General features: G+C 57.4%; 23 protein-coding genes. 14 read left to right on the forward strand and 9 right to left on the reverse strand.

Features of this window, described 5'->3' with window-relative positions; all coding sequences use genetic code 11:
* Nucleotides 1-10 precede the first annotated feature (10 nt).
* A complete protein-coding gene (locus tag PKC29_08420) occupies nucleotides 11-1,030 on the reverse strand; it encodes an NADPH:quinone oxidoreductase family protein (GenBank protein HML95435.1) in 1,020 nt (339 codons plus the stop codon).
* An 84-nt stretch (nucleotides 1,031-1,114) separates the two neighbouring features.
* Here PKC29_08420 and PKC29_08425 point away from each other — a divergent pair, with 84 nt between their 5' ends.
* Nucleotides 1,115-1,381: a hypothetical protein gene (locus PKC29_08425; protein ID HML95436.1), complete on the forward strand. Its 267-nt coding sequence runs from the start codon at nucleotides 1,115-1,117 to the stop codon at nucleotides 1,379-1,381.
* A 47-nt stretch (nucleotides 1,382-1,428) separates the two neighbouring features.
* Here PKC29_08425 and PKC29_08430 read toward each other — a convergent pair whose 3' ends face one another.
* Entirely contained in the window at nucleotides 1,429-1,914 is a 486-nt protein-coding gene (locus PKC29_08430) for an acyl-CoA thioesterase (GenBank protein HML95437.1), read from the reverse strand.
* Nucleotides 1,915-2,074: 160 nt separating this feature from the next.
* Between PKC29_08430 and PKC29_08435 the strand changes: the two genes are divergently transcribed.
* Nucleotides 2,075-2,578 (forward strand): hypothetical protein, encoded by a 504-nt coding sequence (locus PKC29_08435; GenBank protein HML95438.1) that lies wholly within the window; start codon nucleotides 2,075-2,077, stop codon nucleotides 2,576-2,578.
* Between the two features lie 23 nt (nucleotides 2,579-2,601).
* Here PKC29_08435 and PKC29_08440 read toward each other — a convergent pair whose 3' ends face one another.
* Nucleotides 2,602-3,267 (reverse strand): class I SAM-dependent methyltransferase, encoded by a 666-nt coding sequence (locus PKC29_08440; GenBank protein ID HML95439.1) that lies wholly within the window; start codon nucleotides 3,265-3,267, stop codon nucleotides 2,602-2,604.
* Between the two features lie 101 nt (nucleotides 3,268-3,368).
* Between PKC29_08440 and PKC29_08445 the strand changes: the two genes are divergently transcribed.
* On the forward strand, nucleotides 3,369-3,590 hold the full coding sequence (locus tag PKC29_08445; GenBank protein ID HML95440.1) for a hypothetical protein: 222 nt from the start codon (nucleotides 3,369-3,371) through the stop codon (nucleotides 3,588-3,590).
* Between the two features lie 11 nt (nucleotides 3,591-3,601).
* Here the strand turns inward: PKC29_08445 and PKC29_08450 are convergent, their stop codons facing one another.
* On the reverse strand, nucleotides 3,602-4,276 hold the full coding sequence (locus PKC29_08450; protein HML95441.1) for an adenine nucleotide alpha hydrolase: 675 nt from the start codon (nucleotides 4,274-4,276) through the stop codon (nucleotides 3,602-3,604).
* Nucleotides 4,277-4,375: 99 nt separating this feature from the next.
* On the opposite strand from PKC29_08450, the gene PKC29_08455 reads away from it, so the two are divergent.
* Nucleotides 4,376-5,236, forward strand: a complete 861-nt coding sequence (locus tag PKC29_08455; GenBank protein HML95442.1) for a neutral zinc metallopeptidase — start codon at nucleotides 4,376-4,378, stop codon at nucleotides 5,234-5,236.
* Nucleotides 5,237-5,262: 26 nt separating this feature from the next.
* Here the strand turns inward: PKC29_08455 and PKC29_08460 are convergent, their stop codons facing one another.
* Entirely contained in the window at nucleotides 5,263-6,504 is a 1,242-nt protein-coding gene (locus PKC29_08460) for a dicarboxylate/amino acid:cation symporter (GenBank protein ID HML95443.1), read from the reverse strand.
* A 371-nt stretch (nucleotides 6,505-6,875) separates the two neighbouring features.
* Here PKC29_08460 and PKC29_08465 point away from each other — a divergent pair, with 371 nt between their 5' ends.
* Entirely contained in the window at nucleotides 6,876-7,274 is a 399-nt protein-coding gene (locus PKC29_08465; protein HML95444.1) for a DUF3568 family protein, read from the forward strand.
* 101 nt (nucleotides 7,275-7,375) lie between these two features.
* A complete protein-coding gene (locus PKC29_08470; GenBank protein ID HML95445.1) occupies nucleotides 7,376-7,741 on the forward strand; it encodes a nuclear transport factor 2 family protein in 366 nt (121 codons plus the stop codon).
* Between the two features lie 27 nt (nucleotides 7,742-7,768).
* Here PKC29_08470 and PKC29_08475 read toward each other — a convergent pair whose 3' ends face one another.
* Nucleotides 7,769-8,398, reverse strand: a complete 630-nt coding sequence (locus PKC29_08475; protein ID HML95446.1) for a DUF924 family protein — start codon at nucleotides 8,396-8,398, stop codon at nucleotides 7,769-7,771.
* A 440-nt stretch (nucleotides 8,399-8,838) separates the two neighbouring features.
* Between PKC29_08475 and PKC29_08480 the strand changes: the two genes are divergently transcribed.
* Together PKC29_08480 and PKC29_08485 are read left to right on the forward strand one after the other, a co-directional pair.
* Nucleotides 8,839-11,343 (forward strand): adenosylcobalamin-dependent ribonucleoside-diphosphate reductase, encoded by a 2,505-nt coding sequence (locus PKC29_08480; GenBank protein HML95447.1) that lies wholly within the window; start codon nucleotides 8,839-8,841, stop codon nucleotides 11,341-11,343.
* A 122-nt stretch (nucleotides 11,344-11,465) separates the two neighbouring features.
* The gene (locus PKC29_08485) at nucleotides 11,466-11,786 is read left to right on the forward strand and encodes a hypothetical protein (GenBank protein HML95448.1); all 321 of its coding nucleotides are present in this window, start codon (nucleotides 11,466-11,468) and stop codon (nucleotides 11,784-11,786) included.
* Between the two features lie 221 nt (nucleotides 11,787-12,007).
* Here PKC29_08485 and PKC29_08490 read toward each other — a convergent pair whose 3' ends face one another.
* Both PKC29_08490 and PKC29_08495 read right to left on the reverse strand, forming a co-directional pair.
* Entirely contained in the window at nucleotides 12,008-13,186 is a 1,179-nt protein-coding gene (locus PKC29_08490) for an RNA polymerase sigma factor RpoD/SigA (GenBank protein ID HML95449.1), read from the reverse strand.
* A gap of 297 nt (nucleotides 13,187-13,483) precedes the next feature.
* Nucleotides 13,484-14,095 (reverse strand): superoxide dismutase, encoded by a 612-nt coding sequence (locus PKC29_08495; protein ID HML95450.1) that lies wholly within the window; start codon nucleotides 14,093-14,095, stop codon nucleotides 13,484-13,486.
* Between the two features lie 343 nt (nucleotides 14,096-14,438).
* Here PKC29_08495 and PKC29_08500 point away from each other — a divergent pair, with 343 nt between their 5' ends.
* The 6 genes from PKC29_08500 (at nucleotide 14,439) to PKC29_08525 (ending at nucleotide 19,265) form a co-directional block, all read left to right on the forward strand.
* Nucleotides 14,439-14,858 carry an Rrf2 family transcriptional regulator gene (locus PKC29_08500; protein HML95451.1) on the forward strand — a complete coding sequence of 140 codons (420 nt, stop codon included), beginning with the start codon at nucleotides 14,439-14,441 and terminating at the stop codon, nucleotides 14,856-14,858.
* Between the two features lie 12 nt (nucleotides 14,859-14,870).
* Nucleotides 14,871-16,307, forward strand: a complete 1,437-nt coding sequence (gene sufB / locus PKC29_08505) for a Fe-S cluster assembly protein SufB (GenBank protein HML95452.1) — start codon at nucleotides 14,871-14,873, stop codon at nucleotides 16,305-16,307.
* A gap of 56 nt (nucleotides 16,308-16,363) precedes the next feature.
* Entirely contained in the window at nucleotides 16,364-17,128 is a 765-nt protein-coding gene (sufC, locus tag PKC29_08510) for a Fe-S cluster assembly ATPase SufC (GenBank protein HML95453.1), read from the forward strand.
* Between the two features lie 15 nt (nucleotides 17,129-17,143).
* Complete coding sequence (gene sufD / locus PKC29_08515; protein ID HML95454.1) at nucleotides 17,144-18,484, forward strand: Fe-S cluster assembly protein SufD; 1,341 nt, start codon at nucleotides 17,144-17,146, stop codon at nucleotides 18,482-18,484.
* A 42-nt stretch (nucleotides 18,485-18,526) separates the two neighbouring features.
* Entirely contained in the window at nucleotides 18,527-18,841 is a 315-nt protein-coding gene (locus tag PKC29_08520) for a non-heme iron oxygenase ferredoxin subunit (protein ID HML95455.1), read from the forward strand.
* A gap of 79 nt (nucleotides 18,842-18,920) precedes the next feature.
* Nucleotides 18,921-19,265 carry a DUF488 family protein gene (locus tag PKC29_08525; protein ID HML95456.1) on the forward strand — a complete coding sequence of 115 codons (345 nt, stop codon included), beginning with the start codon at nucleotides 18,921-18,923 and terminating at the stop codon, nucleotides 19,263-19,265.
* 1 nt (nucleotide 19,266) lies between these two features.
* Here the strand turns inward: PKC29_08525 and PKC29_08530 are convergent, their stop codons facing one another.
* Entirely contained in the window at nucleotides 19,267-19,998 is a 732-nt protein-coding gene (locus PKC29_08530) for a UDP-2,3-diacylglucosamine diphosphatase (GenBank protein ID HML95457.1), read from the reverse strand.
* Nucleotides 19,999-20,065 lie beyond the last annotated feature (67 nt).

Consider the following 20,065-nt stretch of genomic DNA (forward strand, 5'->3'; position numbering starts at 1 on the left):
TCCTCACGGGTCATCCGCCGACTTTAAGAAGCACCTTCCCTGTACTCTTCCTCGATTCCACGTACGCGTGGGCTTCCGGGGCGTTTTCGAGCGGGAACACCTTCCCGACTACCGGCCTTATATCTTTCTCCAGGACGAATTTTTCGAGCGCTGCGTAGACCTCCGTCATGATCCCCGGCTCCCTGTCGAGGAGGTAGCCGAGATGAGACGACATCACTGCTATGGACCTCTCGGCCATCATCCCCACGTCGGCGCGCGGTATATCCCTCCACGTCCTTAACCACGAAAGCGGGTTCTTCCTGTCGAGGTCGAGGCCCGCGAATCCCGCGACGACCACCCTCCCGAACGGGGCCAATACGTCGAGGCTCCGCCTGTACACCTTCCCGCCCACGACTTCGAGCACGGCGTCCACGCCGCCCGTCACGGCGAGGAGCTCCTTGAAAGAGTCCTCCTTCCGGTAGTTAAAGCACTTTACAGCGCCGAGGGATTCGACGAGCGCGCACTTCTCCGCGCTCCCCGCCATGCCGTAAACCTCCGCCCCGGCCGAGGACGCGAGCTTCACCGCCGCCGTCCCCACCCCGCCGGCGGCGGCCGTGACGAGGAGTTTCTCGCCGGGAGACAGCCTCGCCATCCTGAAGAGGCACATCCACGCCGTCATGTAATTCACTAAAAAGGCCGCGCCTTCTTCCATCGAATACCCCGCCGGTACGGGTACTGCGCTCGCCCCGGGCACGGCGATTTTCCCGGCGTAGCAGCCGTGCTTCGCGCCCGCCATAACCCTCTCCCCGATGCGCGAAGCCGGTGCCCCTTCCCCCACCGCCTCTACGACGCCCGAGCATTCCATTCCGAGTATGTAAGGGCGTTTCGGGGCCCAGCCGTAAAGCCCCTTCCGCGACAGTATCTCGGCGTAGTTTACGCCGGCGAACGAAACGGAGACGAGTACTTCCCCCCTTCCGGGCCGGGGCTCGTTTAGCTCCGTAACGGAAAGCACCTCCGGCCCTCCGGTCTTTCTCAGTACGACGGCTCTCATAATTTCCTCCGAAAAAGAGCGAACGCCGGACATTCGGTGTTTAGGCGTTATAATTACAGATTAAACCATAAAGGCGGTGACGGGATGAAAAAAATATTCGCATTATCGGCGCTTTTTGCGCTCGCGGCTTCCTGCGGGAGTCCCTACGTGATAGGAGCGCTTCAGGACCAGTCGGCGGGACAGATACCGTGCGGCTCGGACCAGATAGAGATCATAGAGCACAAGATCAACCAGGACGGGAGCGCAGAGTGGACCGCTCTCTGTAACGGGTACACGTACGAGTGCAACAGGCTCTCGGGCGATAGCGGCCAGGTCTCCTGCTCCGAGATGGAATCCCAGATGCCTGAATAACGGAACCGTAACCGCCCCGCTTGTGTGCCGTTTTATGCAGAGTGGATTCAGAGGACGTCCGAGTGGAGATTCCTCCTCTCCTTGCTGATCTCCTTTATCTTCTCGCCTGTCTTCCAGTTCCGCTCGTCTTCTTCCGTGACGACCTTGAGCTTCGGGACCGGTATCGGCTTCCCCTCGGCGTCCACGGCGACGAAGACGACGTGCCCCCTGCACGTAAACTCCTTTTCCGGGTTCGCCTTGCTTATCTTGTAAACGTCCACCTTCACTACCATCGACGTGCTCGCGGTATGGATCACCCGGGCCGTTATTTCCATAATGTCGCCGACTTTAATGGGCTGCTTGAAATCGACGGCTTCGATCGACGCCGTCACGGTATCCTCGCCGGCGAACCTCATCGCCGCCATCGCCGCCGTCATGTCCATGAGCTCGAGCACCCTGCCCCCGAATATGGTCCCGTAGTGGTTAGTATGAGTGGGGAAGACGAGCTCCGAGTTCGATACCTCGACGGCCTCTTTTTCGATCTGTCCCTGCATGGAAGCCTCCTTTGGCCCGCGGGCGGGACGCCCGCCGGCTTCGGGATATACTAGACCACGGAGAGGGATTTTCAACCTCCCCGGTTGGCCGTATATTAATACTTCGCACCGGAACGGGTGTACATTTAATCCGACAGACAGACATACGAGGAGGAGGATAATGAATCTCTATTCTTTCAGGAAGGCTATATTACTGTCGGGGTTTACGGCGGCAGCTCTTTTCCTTTTATCATTTACAACGCTCGCGGCCGAGCACGCGAGCACGCGCGACTTCCCCGAGTGCTTCATCGGCACGTTCCTCGTCGAGGAGGGTAACGGGACACAGAGCCTCTGGACGTTCGGCCCCGGTGGAGTGATGTTCATAACCAGCTCGGCCCAGAAAGCGCTCGACTTTACGGACGAGCAGGGCGCATGGAAGAAGACGGGCAGGCGCGAGGCAATCGCGACGACGCTCGACTTTTCGTTCAACGCCGACGGCAGCCTGGCGAATATAGCCAGGGTAAACATCGACGTCACATTCTCCGGGAGGGGCTGCGCCGACATAGGAGGCGCGTTCACGGTCAGCTTCTACGCCCCCGGCGTAGACCCGCTCGATCCCGATTCCGTGCCCGAAAACGTCGTTTCCGACACGTTCACGGGAAGGCGCGTTCAGGCCGGGGAATGACCGGAACGGGCCTCCGCCCTCTATCATAGGGGGATGCCGTACACGATAAAATGCCTGTCGCTCACGAGCTCCGTTTGCAGGTGCGAGAGACCCGACGATTCGAGCTGCGCCCTCACCTCCCCCGCGTCGAACGCGGCCAGGAGCGAGTTATAAAAATCCCTCTGGAGGACTTCGGGCTCGGTCGAAGCATAAAGCTCCGTGAGCCTCCTCGCCTCTCGCTCGCTTTCCGGGCGGTGGAGGTCCATGACGAAGAGGAAAGTCCCCGGCGAGGAGAATCGCTTCGCCGCGTCCCAGAAAACGGCGGGGTCGGGGAGGTGGTGAAGGAGGCTGTTGCTTACTACGAGCCCGTATTCACCCCCGGGCTCGAAATCCCCTATCATGCTCCGGATGAATCTCACTCTGCCCGAAAGCCCGGGCTTTCGTTCGAGAAGCCCCGAGGCGAATTTCAGCATCTCGGCCGAGCCGTCCACGGCATCGACCGGCGCATCCGGAAAGGCGGCGGCTATTCTGAACGTGATGTCGCCCGCCCCGCATCCGAGGTCGAGCACCCTCACGACATCCTTACCCTCCGGCATGCATTCGAGGAGGAGATTCACGAAATGCGAATGCGGCTCCTCGAAATCCGCGTTCCCGTATGCGGCCACCTGCTCCGCTCCGGTCATGAGCTCCGGCTCCGGCCTTCTCTTCATGTCACACCCCTCATGTCACACCCCGCCGAAAATAATCTAACCGGGCTTTTCTTTTTTTAAATCCCGATACATTATTAAGTCCTAAAAACGAGGCGGTGCATATGAAAGAAGAAAAACAATCGAAAGCGGTCGAGCTCATGCATATAGGCTTCGGCGTCTCCATAGACGCGTCGGAATACGAAGGCGGCATGGACGAGATAATAGAGACGGCGAGGATGTTCAGCTCTACGGTCGTCCTCCGGAACGTCCCCGATTCCATGCTCACGGACAAGTTCTTAAAGAAGCTGAAACCCCACTCGCACAAGATAATAATCGAGGTCTGAGGGGGAATATTTCATTTCGCCGGGGCCGGCAGAAGGTCGCAGAAATAAAACCTGCCGTCCCTCTTTACGACCTCGCCCCTTTCGAACTCCACACTCCGGCCGAATATCGGCCCGTCGTAGACGAACGTGTGGAATTCGCCGTTCTCCCCACAGGGATCGACGTCGTCCGGGAGGTCGGTGAGAAAGTCACGGTCATACTCCCTTCCGGCAAACTCCCCGCCGAGCGCCTCGCCGTCCACGCACACGACGACGGCTCTCCATCCCGATTCGATAAATTCCCGCGCGAGCTTTCCCGTATCCATTCCCCACAGCGGAAATTCACATTCGAATTCGAGCCTCCGCAAATGCCGCTCCCGGTATTCCCTCACGTCCCGGAGGAAGATATCGCCGTAAACGACCGTCGGTATAGCGCCCCTGTACCGGAGGAGAACGCCTTCGAGCGCGGCCTCGTACGCCTCGTTAGACGCCGCCCGGGGTATAACTATCTCTTCCAGCGGAATCCCGAGCGCCCGCGCCTGCCCCTGGAGGAGCACGGTCCTCACCCCGTGCATGCTGATCCTCCCGTACCCGGCAGTAACGGTCGTCACGAGCGCGGCCACGTCGAGCCTTCCTTCGGCGAGCACCCCGGCGAGCGCGGCTGCGCAGTCCTTGCCCCCGCTCCACGATAAAAGCGCCTTGGTTTTCATGTGTCCGGCCCGTCATGATTATATCAGAATATCCTGTGGCCCGGGCCCTCAAAATATGTTAATTTTTGAACTCTAAGCCGACTTCGGGGGGTATAAGCCATGAGATGGAGAATGGGCCGCAGGAGCACCAACGTCGAGGACAGGAGGGGCGTCAGGCTCGGGGGCCGGAAAGCCGCCGGCGGGGGGCTCGGATTGATCGTTATCCTCGTTATCGCCGTCCTTCTGGGCGCCGACCCGGTAAAGCTCCTGAGTGACATATCGTCGACGGGGGTGGACCAGTCTTCTTACTACGAGCAGCAGCCCGTGTCCGAGCAGGACCAGGAGCTCGCCGACTTCGTGTCGGTAGTCCTGGCCGACACTGAGGACACCTGGACGGAGATCTTCACACAGTATAACGGTACATACCGCGAGCCGACTCTGGTCCTTTTTTCAGGCGCCGTGGAATCGGCCTGCGGCTATGCGCAGTCGGCCGTCGGCCCCTTCTACTGCCCGGGGGACCAGAAGGTCTACATCGACCTCACTTTCTACAGGGACCTCAAGAACAGGTACGACGCGCCCGGCGACTTCGCACAGGCCTACGTCATAGCACACGAGGTCGGCCACCACGTGCAGAACCTCCTCGGCATTTCGGACCAGGTCTACAAGGCGCAGCAAAGGTCCAGCCAAACCGAAGCGAACAGGCTCTCCGTCATGCAGGAGCTCCAGGCCGACTGCTTCGCCGGCGTATGGGCGCACAACGCCCACAAGACGCGACAGATATTAGAAGAGGGTGATATCGAAGAGGGCCTCAACGCCGCGAGCAGCATAGGCGACGACAGGCTCCAGAAGCAGTCCCAGGGCCACGTCACCCCGGACTCGTTCACGCACGGCAGCTCCGCACAGCGCGTAAGGTGGTTCAAGAAGGGGCTCGACACGGGAGACATCGAGGCCTGTAACACGTTCGAAGCCAGGTCGCTCTAGCGCGGGCCCCGGCCGCCGCGGCCCTTTCAGGCTTCGTCATGGTCCGGGTCGGTCCTGTGCCCTTCCGAAACGTCTATGACCCCTGCCCCGACGCAGTCCCCCCAGACGTTAACCGTCGTCCTGAACCTGTCGAGGAGCCAGTCCACCGCGAGAAGGAGGCCGACGCCTTCGAGCGGCAGCCCTACGGCCTTGAGCACGAGCACCATCGTCACGAGCCCCGCCTCGGGTATCCCGGCCGCCCCCGTAGCGGCCAGCGTGGAGGTGAAGAATATTACCACCATCTCGTACATTCCCAGCTCTATGCCGAAGCTCTGCGCGATGAATATGGCCGCCACGGCCTCGTAAAGTGCGGTGCCGTCCATGTTTATCGTCGCCCCCATGGGAACGACGAACCGCCCCACCCTGGGACTTACCTTTGCCTCCTCGACGACGGCCTCCATAGTGAGCGGGAGAGTCGCCGAAGAGGACGCAGTCGAAAACGCCGTGAGAAGGGCCTTGCTCATTTTCGACGCGAACTCGAAAGGATTCTTCTTCGTGAAGAGATAGTATATAAGCGGCAGCACGACCACCCCGTGCAGGAACAGCCCGAACACGACGCAGAAAACGTACTTCCCGAGCTCCATCGCAAGGTGATAGACCTGGTCCCCGCCGCCGGCCCGCCCTATCCGCTCGGCGATCAGGCTGAATATGCCTATGGGAGTGAAAATCATGATCCAGTGGACGATCTTCATTATTGCCCTGTCGAGGAGCGTGAATATATCGACGAGGAGCTTCTTGTCCTTCCCGAGGCTCGAGAACGCCGCGCCGAAAAGCACGGATGCTATAATCAGCGGCAGAATATCGAAGTCGGCCGCCGAGCTGAAGAGATTGGGCGAGATGAATTCCTCGATAATTATATCGACGATCCCCATCCCTTCCTTCGACTTCACGATCTCCGGCACCTCCCCGGACATGACTGCCGTTCCGGAGCCCGGATGAACCACATTCACCAGTAATATTCCTATGATCACCGCGATGCCGGTAGTAGCCGCGAAATACGCGAGCGTCTTCAGCCCCAGCCTCCCGAGATTCCCGATGCTCATTATGCTGAGGGTTATGGATACGATGATAAGCGGTATAACTATCATCTTGAGCGCGTTCAGGAACATCGTCCCCAAAAAGCCCAGGCTGACCCCGACCTCGGGAAGAAACGAGCCGACGATCCCGCCCAAAATGACCCCGGCGATAATTCCCGCGAGCAGATGGTTCTCTTTAAAGAGCCTCTTCATGAATAACCCCCTTCGGAAAAAGGATCCCTCGCCGGGATCCGGCGGATTAAGAGATGTCTCAGACGGCGGACATAAACGAACGCTGTCTTATTTTTACTGCAAAAAGCATTTTTTGAAAACCCGGGTACTAAAAAGAATCTCGGCGGGCGCTGATCCGAACCGGCGGAAAACGCTATTCCGCGCGGCTCGACCGTGGCTGCGGGATGTTTACGAGACATTCTCCTCCACGCGCCCTGCGCCGTTAACGCGCACGTTTTTATCGCCGCTGCGATTGCAGTTGCCTTTATCGTCTATCCCCGGATATAATTGAATATCCGATAAATTTCGCGCTGTTCCATAACAATACTTCTGGTCCATGGAGGCAAGAATTCATGAAGAGACAAAAGCTGATTCTTTTACTGCTCATCGCGGCCTCGCCGCTCATACTCACGGGGTGCCTCGCGGCCGCGGCCGTGGGAGGCGCGGCGGTGGCCGGGGCGGGAACGGTCGCCTACATTAAAGGCGAGCTCAAGGCCACCGAAGAAGCTTCCGTGGAGAAGGCGTGGAGGGCCACCGAGGGCGCCATCGACGAGCTTCAGTTCCTCGTCATAAACAAGATACACGACGCCGTCTCGGGCGAGCTCGAAGCCAAAACGGCCGACAACAAGACGGTCAAGATAAGCCTCAAGAGGGTCAGTAACAACCTGACCGAAATCACGATCAGGGTGGGGACCTTCGGCGACGAAACGCTATCGCGCTACATCCTGAGCAAGATAGAAGCCAGGCTCTAAACGACAACAGGGGGGCGCCCGTCGAGGGCGCCTCCTCGAACATTCCGCCCCCGCTCGCTGCTCTGCGTGCGCGAGTCGGAAAACCCGGGTAATATCCCCGAATGATCTCCCAGGAAAAAGCCCGCGAAATAGCCCTCGAATGGATCGAGGCATGGAACAGCCACGACATCGATTCCATAATGTCCCACTACTCGGACGTCGTCGAGCTCACGTCTCCCAACGTCGTAAAACTGCTCGGAGACGAATCGGGAGTAGTAACCGGCAAGGATGCGCTGAGGGCCTATTTCGAGAAGGGCCTCGCGGCATTTCCCGACCTCAGGTTCGAGCTGATAGGGATCTTCACCGGCGTAAACAGCATCGTTCTCCACTACACGAGGGCGAACGGGCACCCGGGTGCGGAGCTGATGATACTCGACGGCAAAGACAAGGTCGAGAAGGTCATAGCCAACTACGACTATTCGGATTAAGACGAGGCGGCGCGCCGCCGATAAATCTCAGAAAGAAGACCCCGGCTCCTTCAGGAATTCAATTTCTCCGGGCGTGGATGCCCTCCCGAGGACCCCGTTCCTGTGGGGGTACCTGCCGAACCTCTTCACGATCTCGTAATGCCTTTCTGCGTAGTCCCTGTTACTTGAAAGCATCTCGGCGATGTCCGGAACATGGGCGAATTCGTCTTCGAGCCCGCGGAACAGTTCGAGAGACCTCTCCTGCATCGCCATGTCCTCCGAATGCATGAACGGCATGTAGAAGAAGACCCTCATCACCGGATGAAGCCCCCTGTCGAACCCTTTCGAGATGCCCCTGACCGCCGTTTCCAGCGCGAGCGCGTCCTGTGCGAAGGCGCGCGGGTCGTCCCTGTGCACGTTCCGCGAGAACTGGTCGAGGACGATGATAAGGGCGAGCGTCCCGCGCGGGGTTTCCTCCCAGCGGGCAAGCCCGCCCGCGGACGCTTCTTCGAGGTCGCGCCCGAAATTTCCCCTGATGTAATCGTCCGTTTCCCGGTCTTTCCCCCACCACCTCGCGATAACTTCGTCCGTCGGCGCTTCACCATCCTTCAAATCCCCGAACCAGTATTCGAGCACCGCATTTTGCCTTGCTGCATCCGCATTTTTCGTTTTATCCATGCCGCATAGTATATCGAATTCTCACGGTTTTACTGATCCGGGCCGATCGGTTCCTCCGCTTTTTCAGGATTTTCGGGCCGGTTCTTGTAAACGAAACCCGGAAATGTTAATATGAAATCCACGCTTTATTTCCAGCCTGCGGTTTCTCTGAAAAACAGCCCGGAATCACCCCGAAAGCGGCCTCCAAAGGCTTGAAAACGCGCTTTAAAATTGCGGCAGAACCCCTTGGCCGCCATAAATTTTTGTGCGAAAAAATTTTTTGCCTCAGGTTAACCTTTCGTATTTATTCGATTTTGACGCTTTCGTGTATACTCTATCGGAAATACAGCCTTGACACCCACAAGATATTGTGGTGTAATCGAATCATAGTACAAGATATAATACAAACGCGGGATCAGCACGGGATCAGCAGCAGTAAAATTAAAAGGAGGATGTTATTAATGGCTTCTGATAAATTCAGCCCCACAGAGACCAACGGAAACGGCCACAGCTCAACTCCCCTCGAACAGGGCATACAGGAAGAAGACATCCTCACTCAAAAGGCTGACGAAGCCGAAGAGCAGGTCCCGTTTAAAGAAGGAATCATGGACTTACCCGAAAAAACAGTGGACGCCTTCGGCGGCGACGAGCTCCGCGCAAGGGTTTTTTACGAAAAATACGCCCTCCGCGACAAAAACGGCAAAATAGTAGAGCACACCCCCGAAGACATGTGGCGAAGGGTCGCGAGGGAAATAGCTGCCCCCGAAAAATCCAAAGAGCTCAAAAAGGAATGGGAAGACAACTTCTTCTGGCTCCTTTCCAGCTTCAAATTCATCCCCGGCGGGAGGATTCTCTTCGGTGCCGGGCAGAACAGGCGCGCGACGCTTCTTAACTGCTACTACATGCCCATAAAAGAGGATTCCATCGAGGGCATCTTCGAATGGTGTAAGGAAGCGGCGCGTACGTACTCCTTCGGCGGCGGCGTCGGGACGGACATCTCCATCCTCCGGCCCAAGGGCTCTCCCGTAAACAATTCGGCTATTTATTCCACCGGCGCGGTTTCGTTCATGGACCTCCTTTCCACGACCACGGGCACCATAGGCCAGGCGGGAAGGCGCGGCGCGCTCATGATCACGATTAACGTCGACCATCCCGACATACTCGAATTCATAGACGTAAAGAACGACGACGAAAGGTCCAAGGTCAAATTCGCCAACATCTCCATCAAGATTTCAGACGCCTTCATGGAGGCCGTCGAGCAGGACACCGACTTCGACCTCACCTTCGAGAACGAAAAGGTAAAATACGTAAAAACCGTACGCGCACGCGACATCTGGGAAAAGCTCGTGAAGTCCGCCTGGGCGTCGGCCGAGCCGGGCGTTATCTTCTGGGACGCCGTCAAAAGATACTCCCCCACCGAATACGGCGGCATGGAGGTAAACGGCGTAAACCCCTGCAGCGAGCAGGCCCTCGAGGACTACGGCAACTGCTGCCTCGGCAACATTAACCTCTCCCCGTTCGTAAAGGATGCGTTCACCGAGGACGCAGCCATAGACTGGGAGAAGCTCGAAAAGGCATTCAAGTACTCCGTCCGATTCCTCGACAACGTGCTCGACTATAACATGCACAAGCACCCGCTTGGATTCCAGACCAAGGCCTCCACGCTTTCGAGGCGTATAGGCGTCGGCTTCACCGGGTTCGGCGACATGCTGGCAAAGCTCAACATCAAGTACGACACGCCCGAGGGGGTCGAATTCGCCGACAAGATGTTCGAGCACATCAAGAACACCGTGTACGAGGCCAGCTCCGACCTCGCTACGGAAAAGGGCACCTTCCCGGCTTACGACCGCGACACGCACATTAACCTGCCCTTCGTAAAGTCCGTAGACGAGAGGGTCCAGGCCAAGATAAAAAAACAGGGCCTCAGGAACGCCTGCATACTGACCGTCCCCCCCGTGGGGAGCGGCTCCGTCCTCGCGGGCACGACGAGCGGCGTCGAGCCGATGTTCGCCCTCTCCTATTTCAGGCGCTCGAAATCCCTATCCAAGGGCGAATTCAAGGTATATCATCCGCTCGTCGGCGAATACCTCGAGAAATTCGGCATCGTGGATGAAAAAGAGCTGCCCGACACGTTCGTGACCTCGCATCAGATCAAGCCCGAGATGAGGGTCCGGATGCAGGCCGCTATACAGAAGCACATAGACTCGTGCATTTCCAGCACTGTGAACCTTCCCGAGAACATCACGCTCGACGAGGTGGAGAAGGTCTACTTCCTCGCGTGGAAGCTCGGCTGCAAGGGCATCACCGTCTACAGGGAAGGCTCGAGAGAGGGCATTCTGGTCACCGAAGACCAGGCCAACGCCCAGCAGAAATCCAAAGACGAAAAAAAGCTTCCGACCCAGACCCAGGACGAGGGGATGAAAAAAACCCATCACCCCAACCCCATCTCATCCCCTCGTCCAACCCAAATGCCTGAGATAAAGCCCATAAAGAGGCCCCCATACCTCGAAGGCTTTACCGAGGTCATTAAAACGGGCTACGGGAATCTGTACGTCACGATAAACACATACGACGGGAGGCCGTTCGAGGTATTCGTTCAGATAGGCAAATCCGGCTACTCCACTATGGCCGACGCCGAGGCGACGGGCAGACTCGTCTCTCTCGCGCTCCGCTCCGGCATAAGCGTAAAGGATGTCGTCGAGCAGCTCGAAGGGATAGGAGGCTCCTCGCCCGTATTCTCCGAGGGCAAGCTCGTCATGTCCATTCCGGACGCCATAGCCACGGTGCTGAAGAAGCACTTCGTCTCCGCGCCCGCTCCCTCAAGCGGCGGCTACGCCGAAACCGCGGGCCTGAGGAAAGTCACCGACCTCAACCTCGAGCGCTGCCCCGACTGCGGCGACCGCGCCCTCGCCTTCGAGGCGGGGTGCATGACGTGCAGGACCTGCGGGTTCTCCAAATGCGACTAAACCGGCGGCCCGGAAACAATAAACCATGAACAGAAAAGCCCGTCCTCCGAAGGAGGTTGGGCTTTTTATTTTTATTGGCTATTTTAATATTAAATCCTTCTTAAACGAGGTTCGGACAGAGCATGGCGAGCGAACAAAAGGGAAGCATACTGGCGGGACTCTTCTGGATGGTAATTATCTCGATTCTCCTCTTCTGGGTGCCGACCGTGGGGCCCCTCATCGCGGGCATAGTCGGCGGGAAGAAATCGGGCGGCGTCGGTAACGCTCTCATTGCAGCGCTCCTCCCGGCCATACTCCTGGGCGTATTTCTCTTCTTCTTCGCCTCGGTCCTCACAGGCGCGCCGCTCATCGGCATGGTAGCGGGCGCGGGCGCGTTCGTCCTCGTCGCGGTGAACGTCATCCCCCTTCTCATAGGCGCGTTCATAGGCGGAATACTGAACTAGACTGGCGCATCGAGGCTTCCCACTGGAAGGCAGAAACCTTCGGCGGAAAGTATTTTCGACCGCCGCTTATTAGTATCGGAGTGAAGTGAAAATCCGGGAGCCGGCCGGCTTCTCCGTCGGGAATTGTTTTAACCGGACCGGTCGGAAATCACCGGCAACAGGATCACGAATCCCGAGACCGGCAGCGATGCGGCCGGGCGCCCGCCCGGCACGAAGGCCCCTTATCTGAGAAAGCTTTCGAGGTGGTCTTTTATTTCGGAGCTCGCGAGCTTGCCGAGGGCAGCCTTTTCTATCTGCCTTATCCTCTCGCGGGTAAGGTTGAACTTCCGTCCTATCTCGTCGAGTGTGTAGGTGCTGTGCTGGTCTATCCCGAACCGGAGCCTGAGTATCTCTTCCTCTCTCGGATTGAGCATGGTAAGAGCCTGCCTCAGCTTGTCGGTGAGGTCCGATTTGGCTACGAGTGAATCCGGAATTACGGTGTCGTTGTCCGCTATGGAATCGAGGAGGGTGGTTTTTTCGCCGTCGAGTATGGGGGTGTCGAGGCTTATCGCGTCCTTCGTGGACCTTAAAATCCGTTTCACCACCTCGACCGTTATGCCCGATTTACGCGCTATCTCCTTCGGCGTGGGCTTCCTTCCGAGCTTCTTGGCCAGAAGTGAATTCACCTTGTACACACGGTTGGCCTGCTCCAGTAAATACACGGGCACTTTGATCGTCCTCGTCTGCCCCTGGAGGGCGCGTAAAATGGCCTGGTGAATCCACCACGACGCATACGTCGAGAATTTAAATCCCTTCCTGTGGTCGAACCTTTCGACGGCCCTCATGAGGCCCATGTTTCCTTCCTGGATGAGGTCGGATAACGGGAGACCCCTTCCCATGTATTTCCTGGATATAGTGATTACGAGCCTCAAATTCGCCTTCACGAACCTCTGTTTGTACCTTTTCGCGTTTTCGGAATAAACCCTCACGAACGCGCTAAGGCTCTTTATCCTCTTTTCTATGTCCGCCGCCTTGGCCGCGCTCCTGACGCCAAGCCGTCCCTTCGGCATGCGCACCTTGAGATTCCCGAGGCTGAGCCTCTCGACGAGCTGTTCGAGCTCGCGGCTTCGCGCCTCGCATTTTTTAATCTTGGCGGATATTTCGACCTCTTCCTGGGCCGTGAAAAGAGGCTCAACCGACATATCCTTGAAATATACGTATAGAAGTCTAAGCTGCTCGTCGGGGGTCTCGTCCGACTCCTTCTGCCGCCTGCGTCCGGCCGCGTAGCCATTCTCGTGGCCGTCCCCGTTTTCGTACCCTTCCTTGAATTTGAGGGATGTTATTTCGTCGTCTTCACGGCCGAATTCACCATATTCACCCACAGACACACTTTCATCGAACTCGTTATACTTTGTCTCCATTATTTCTTCCTTGGCAAGAGGTTTATGCGGCCCCGGGATACGAGCGCCGATTACTCATCGTCGCAGGTATCCGGTAATCCTGCGGGACTCTCGGAGAGGGAGAACTACACTACCCCCTGAAAAACAGAACAAGTCGAGCAGAGCGTTATGGTTATACAATCCTCTTCCGCTAACAGCTTGATATAACTTATTAAATTCAGTCAGCCCGCAGATTCTCCAACATTTGTCCCGGCTGACAAAAATTGTACGGCCTTCCGGTTACCGCCAATTCTATCAAATTCCAAAAATTAATTCAACCTATTTTGACGAAGCGTAGTTCGAAGCCGCCTGCTCCCAGTTTACTACGTTCCACCATGCGGAGATATAATCGGGGCGCCTGTTCTGATAGTTGAGGTAATAGGCGTGCTCCCACACGTCCAGCCCGAGTACAGGCTTAAGCCCCTCCGAGATCGGATTGTCCTGGTTAGGCGTCGAGGTGATGGCGAGATTCCCATCCTTGCCCACGACGAGCCACGCCCAACCGCTTCCGAATCTTCCGGCCGCGGCCTTGGCGAACTCCGCCTTAAAGGCGTCGAGGCTCCCAAAGGCCTTGTCTATGGCCGCCGCGAGATCGCCCGAGGGGCTCCCGCCCGCGTTCGGGGCCATAAGCGGCCAGAAAAGGCTGTGGTTCAAATGCCCGCCGCCGTTGTTCCTGACGGCTGTCCTTATGTCCTCGGGCACCGCGTCGAGGTTGGCGACGAGCTCTTCGACGCTCTTTCCGCCGAGCTCGGGATGCTTCTCGATCGCGGCGTTAAGGTTGTTTACGTAGGTCTGATGATGCTTGTTATAATGGATATCCATTGTCCTCGCGTCTATGTGAGGCTCGAGCGCATCGTATGCATATGGAAGTTTAGGTACTTCGAACGGCATGGTTTCTCCCTCCCGGAAATTGGTTTTTGTTTTCAAGTGGAGAACCGGTATTTCAGGCGCTTCACTTTGAAAGAGTCAGTTTAACAAATGAAAAATTCGGTCTCATAAATTTCTAATTCCGAGTGTATCTTAAACTTATTTATCTTACCTTAAATTACGGCCGGGTCAACGTTTTTTACGGCCCGGGCCCCTCCCGCCTTTAATAAAACGCAGGTTCCGTTATATTAAACGAAGGGTACACGGGCCGGGGTGCAATTGACACATAAACTGTCATCTGGTAATTTTTACCATGTAATAATCAGCATATCCCGGATACACGATATCCATATTACAAGACAGGAAAATGCAGGTTACGAAAAGTCTCGATTACGCAGTCAGGTCTTTGACCTTCATGGGACACGCGCCGGTGACGAAGCATAGCATGCGGGAGATTTCGGAGAGGCAGTACATACCTCTTAACTACCTCGCCAAGATCATGCGGAGGCTGGTGAAGAAGGGGCTCGTAAGATCGAGCGTGGGCCCCGACGGCGGCTACACCCTCCGGAAGTCCCCGAGCGAAATCAGCCTCAGGGATATATACGAGGCCATAGAGGGCGAAATAAGAATGGTCGACTGCATGGAAAAGGATTCTGTATGCCGCCTCTACGAATCGTGCCCGCAGCTCCCGGTCTGGGACAGGGTGCAGGTATCCATGATAAAGCTGCTTGAGGAAACCACGCTGGAAGATATCCTCAAGGGCGAAGGGACGGCAAAAATTAACTAGGGGAGTGATTTTATGAGCATTGACCTCGAAAAGCTTGCGGAGCAGGAATACAAGTACGGATTCTTCACGAACGTCGAGCAGGAAATAGCGCCCAGGGGGCTCAACGAAGATATAATCCGCCTGATTTCGAGCAAAAAGGAAGAGCCCGAATGGCTTCTCGAATGGAGGCTCGAGGCTTATAAGCACTGGCTCACCATGAAGGAGCCGCGCTGGGCCAACGTTAAATTTTCCCCCATCGACTATCAGAACATAAGCTACTATGCGGCTCCCAAGAAAAAGGAGGGGCCCAAGAGCCTCGACGAGATAGACCCCGAGATCAAGGCCGCCTACGACAAGCTCGGCATCCCGCTCGACGAGCAGAAGATGCTGGCAGGCGTGGCTGTGGACGCCGTTTTCGACAGCGTATCCGTCATAACGACGTTTAAGGAAAAGCTCGCCGAGGCGGGCGTCATATTCTGCTCCATATCCGAGGCCGTAAGGGAGCACCCCGAGCTCGTGAAGAAATACCTCGGCTTCGTCGTTCCGCGTAACGACAACTTCTACGCCGCGCTCAACTCGGCCGTATTCACGGACGGCTCTTTCGTCTACGTACCGAAGGGCGTCCGCTGCCCGATGGAGCTTTCGACGTACTTCAGGATCAACGCCGAGAACACGGGGCAGTTCGAAAGGACGCTCATCATCGCCGAGGCCGGGAGCTACGTCAGCTATCTCGAAGGATGCACGGCCCCCAAGAGGGACGAGAACCAGCTCCACGCGGCCGTAGTCGAGCTGATAGCGCACGACGACGCGACCATAAAATACTCAACCATACAGAACTGGTATCCCGGGAACGCCCAGGGCGAAGGCGGGATTTATAACTTCGTCACCAAGAGAGGAAGATGCGTCGGCCGCGGGTCTCACATCTCCTGGACCCAGGTCGAAACCGGCTCCGCGATAACGTGGAAGTACCCGAGCTGCATATTAGAGGGCGACAACTCCGTCGGCGAGTTCTACTCCGTCGCGCTTACGAACAAGCGCCAGCAGGCCGATACCGGGACCAAAATGGTGCACATAGGAAAAAATACGAAGAGCACGATAATATCCAAGGGAATATCGGCCGGCCACGGGCAGAACACGTACAGGGGGCTCGTCAACATCGGCAAGGACGCCTCGGGCGCACGTAATTACACGCAGTGCGACTCGATGCTCATAGGTGACAAGTGCGGCGCGCACACGTTCCCGTATATAGAAGTAAAGAATTCAACGGCGCAGATGGAGCACGAGGCCTCGACGTCCAAGATAGGCGAGGACCAGATCTTCTACTGCCAGCAGCGGGGTCTCTCGGCCGAGGACGCGGTCTCGCTGATTGTAAACGGCTTCTGTAAGGAGGTCTTCCGCGAGCTCCCGTTCGAGTTCGCGGTGGAGGCCGAAAAGCTCCTGAGCATAAGCCTCGAGGGCAGCGTCGGGTAGGGGTCGCTTCCTCTTATTTTAAAATACTTTCGTAAAGAACAGCTAAGGAGAAAGACATGCTGGAAATAAAGAATCTGCATGTGAAAGTGGGAGACCAGGAAATACTCAAGGGTCTCGACCTCACGATAAACACCGGTGAAGTGCACTCCATCATGGGCCCGAACGGCTCCGGGAAAAGCACTCTCGCGCAGGTATTGGCGGGACGGGAGTCATACGAAGTCACCGAAGGAGAGATACTCTTCGAGGGCAAGGACCTCCTCGAGCTCGCCCCCGAGGAAAGGGCCGGAGAGGGAATATTCCTCGCGTTCCAGTACCCGGTCGAAATACCGGGAGTGGCCAACACCTACCTTCTTCGCGAGGCGCTCAACGCCGTACGCAAGTACAGGGGCGAGGAGCCGCTCAAGCACGTCGAATTCGGAAAGCTCGCCAGGGAAAAGATGGAGAAGATGGGCATGCCCGACAGCCTCCTCAAGCGCTCGGTGAACGAAGGGTTCTCCGGCGGCGAAAAGAAACGGAACGAAATATTCCAGATGCAGATTCTGGAACCTAAACTAGCTATACTCGACGAGACGGATTCCGGGCTCGACATCGACGCCCTCAAGATCGTCTCCGACGGCGTTAACGCCCTAAGAAGCCCCGAAAGATCGTTCCTCGTCATAACGCACTACCAGAGGCTCCTGAACTATATCGTGCCCGACTTCGTCCACGTCCTCGTGGGCGGCCGCATCGTCAAATCGGGCGGAAAGGAGCTCGCCCTCGAGCTCGAAGACAGGGGCTATAGCTGGGTCGAGGAAGAAGCCCGGCAGGCCGTCAACAACTAGGGAGAAGGCACTTTCATGGACATCACTTTAAACACAAACGGCGGCTACCGGGAAGGGTACGAGGAATTCAAAAAAGACGCGACGGGTAAGGGCCTCGCGTGGCTCGAAGCCATACGCGAAGAGGGCATAGCCCGGTTCTCCGAGCTCGGCTTCCCGACGCCGGCGGACGAAGACTGGCGCTTCACCAACGTAGCGCCCATAGCCAGGACGCCGTTCAGCATAATACGTAACGGGCACGAAAAGCTTTCGCCCCGCGCGCTAAAGCCCTACGAGTTCCCGGGGCTCGAAACGATAGACCTCGTCTTCGTTGACGGGGCGTATTCCGAGGAGCTGTCGAAGACAGGCACACTGCCCGGGGGGGTAAGGGTGGAGAACCTCGCCCGCGCCCTCGAAACGGACGAGGATCTCGTAAAGAAGCACCTCTCGGCCTACGCCGATTTTACCGACGAGGCTTTCACGGCGCTCAACGCCGCCTTCATGGAAGACGGCGGCTTCGTATACGTGCCCCGGGGCGTCAGGCTGGAGAAGCCCGTACACCTCCTCTTCGTCACCACGAAGCGGGACAAGGCGACGATAGAAAACCCCAGGAACCTGATAATAGTCGAAGACAACGGGGGCGCCGAGGTCGTCGAGCAGTACGTCTCCCTCGACGAGAGCGTATACTTTTCCAACGTCGTAACGGAGCTCGTCGCCGGCGAGAACAGCTCCGTCGGACACTACCTCATCGAAATGGAGAGCAGGAAGGCTTTTAACGTCTCGACCCTCCGGGCCGAGCAGAAGAGGAGCTCCAACATAAGGTCACATTCAGTCCTCCTCGGCGGCGCGCTCGTAAGGAACAACGTCCACCCCGTCCTCGGCGGCGAGGGGTGCGACTCGCTCATAAACGGCCTCTACATGTCCACGGGACGCCAGCACATGGACAACTACATGAAGGTCGAGCACAAGAGCCCGCACTGCGACAGCAGGCAGTTCTATAACGGCGTTCTCGACGGGAGGTCGAGGGGCGTATTCCACGGCCGGATTATTGTGCACAAGGACGCCCAGAAAACGGACGCCAAGCAGACGAACAGGAACCTCCTCCTCTCGGACAACGCCCAGATCGACACGAAGCCCCAGCTCGAAATCTACGCCGACGACGTCAAATGCACGCACGGCGCAACCATCGGGCAGATGGACGAGAACGCGATCTTCTACCTCCGCTCCCGCGGCATACCGCACGAGGCCGCGCGCGACGTCATACTGAGCGCGTTCACGAACGGCACGATAGAGAGCATGCACGTAAAGGAAATAAGGGAATACTGCGAGAATCTCCTCGCCGAATGGTTCACACAGAGAAAGCTCGCCGAAAAAGGCTGAGCCGTAATCGCCGATCACGTTCACACACGGAGCCTGAAGGAAGTGTCCGAGTTCGAAAAAATAGCGAAGACCTCCGAGATACCGCCGGGTGAGGTAAGGTCCTTTCCCGTGGGGAGCGAAATGGTAGCCGTCTGTAACGTCGGCGGGCAGTTCTTCGCTTTCAGGGACGAATGCACGCACCAGGCGTATCCGCTGTCCGACGGCATACTCGAAGGCAAAAAGATAACCTGCATATACCACGGCGCGGAATTCGACGTCGAAACAGGCGAGGCCCTCTGCCTCCCGGCGACGGACCCGGTGGAAACATACCCGGTGAAGGTAGACGGCGGCGACCTCTATATTCTCATCGAAGACTGAGGCCCCGGCTGCCGCCGGACGCTTTCCCCTTTTTCAATTCACCCGCAAGCCTGTTCTACATGCTACATTTATTCATATCATGACCATAAAACTGAAACGCGCCTACGAAAAGCCCGGCCCGGAAGACGGTCTCCGCATACTGGTCGAGAGACTCTGGCCGAGGGGAATATCGAAGAAGGACGCAAAGCTCGACCTCTGGCTGAAAGACGTCGCCCCGTCAAACGGGCTCAGGAAGTGGTACGGGCACGACACTGGGAAATGGACGGAATTCAAAAGGCGGTACTTCGAAGAGCTCGACGGAGAGAAGGCCGCCGTCGACGAGCTCCGGAACGTCGTCAGGGGAAAGGACGTCACATTCGTCTACGGCTCGAAGGAAGAGACGTACAACAGCGCGGCCGCGCTCAGGGAATACCTCGGGAAATAAATCAGGCGGCGTTGGCCCGGCCCATCGCGAGCCCCAGCCGGCTTCCCGGCACGCCGCTCTCGGGGACGAATTCCTTAAGGAGAGCGCCGTGCTCGTCGACGACCGCGTAGTGACAGTAGAGGTCGCTCCAGCACCCTGTATTCACGTATTCGACCCCGTTTCGCATGTCCCTCTCCGCCCTGTGAGTATGGCCGCAGAACATGACGTCCGCGCCCCTTTCCCGCGCGTACACGAGGGCCGATTCCTTCACCATCCTCGACGAGTGCTTCCACGAACGGCTCTTGAAGCAAAGCCTGTGGAACAGGTCCGTGCGGGCGAGATTATCGATTCTCCTCAACACCCCGTAGACGAGTCCCGCGCACGAAGCGGCATAACTCCCGCTCGTGGTATACGAGTCGAACTGGTGACCGTGGAGCGCGAGGAATCTTTTTCCCCGCTCCGTCCACTCGTACTCTTTCTCCGCCCTTATGCCGAGGGTGGACGAAATGACGTCGCCGAACCCCTCGTCGTGGTTTCCCTCGACCCAGATAATCTCCTTTCTCGGCGAGAGGCCCCTTATCGCGTCCACGAGGTCCCATTCACCCTCGTTCAGCATCATGGTTCGCGGCCTGTCGTACAGGTCCCCCAGAATAATGAGCCGGCCGAAGCTCCTTCGCACGAGAAGCGACGCGAGCTCGCCCGCCCTGTTATAACCCGAGCCCAGATGCACGTCCGAAACAATGAGAGTAGTCATACACACCTCCTTCCGTTCATACTCCGCCTGTATATGGTTCGCATCACTTTATATGCTGCTGGGTGGA

The organism is Thermodesulfobacteriota bacterium (assembly GCA_035325995.1).
Classification (GTDB): domain Bacteria; phylum Desulfobacterota_D; class UBA1144; order Nemesobacterales; family UBA2774; genus JADLGH01.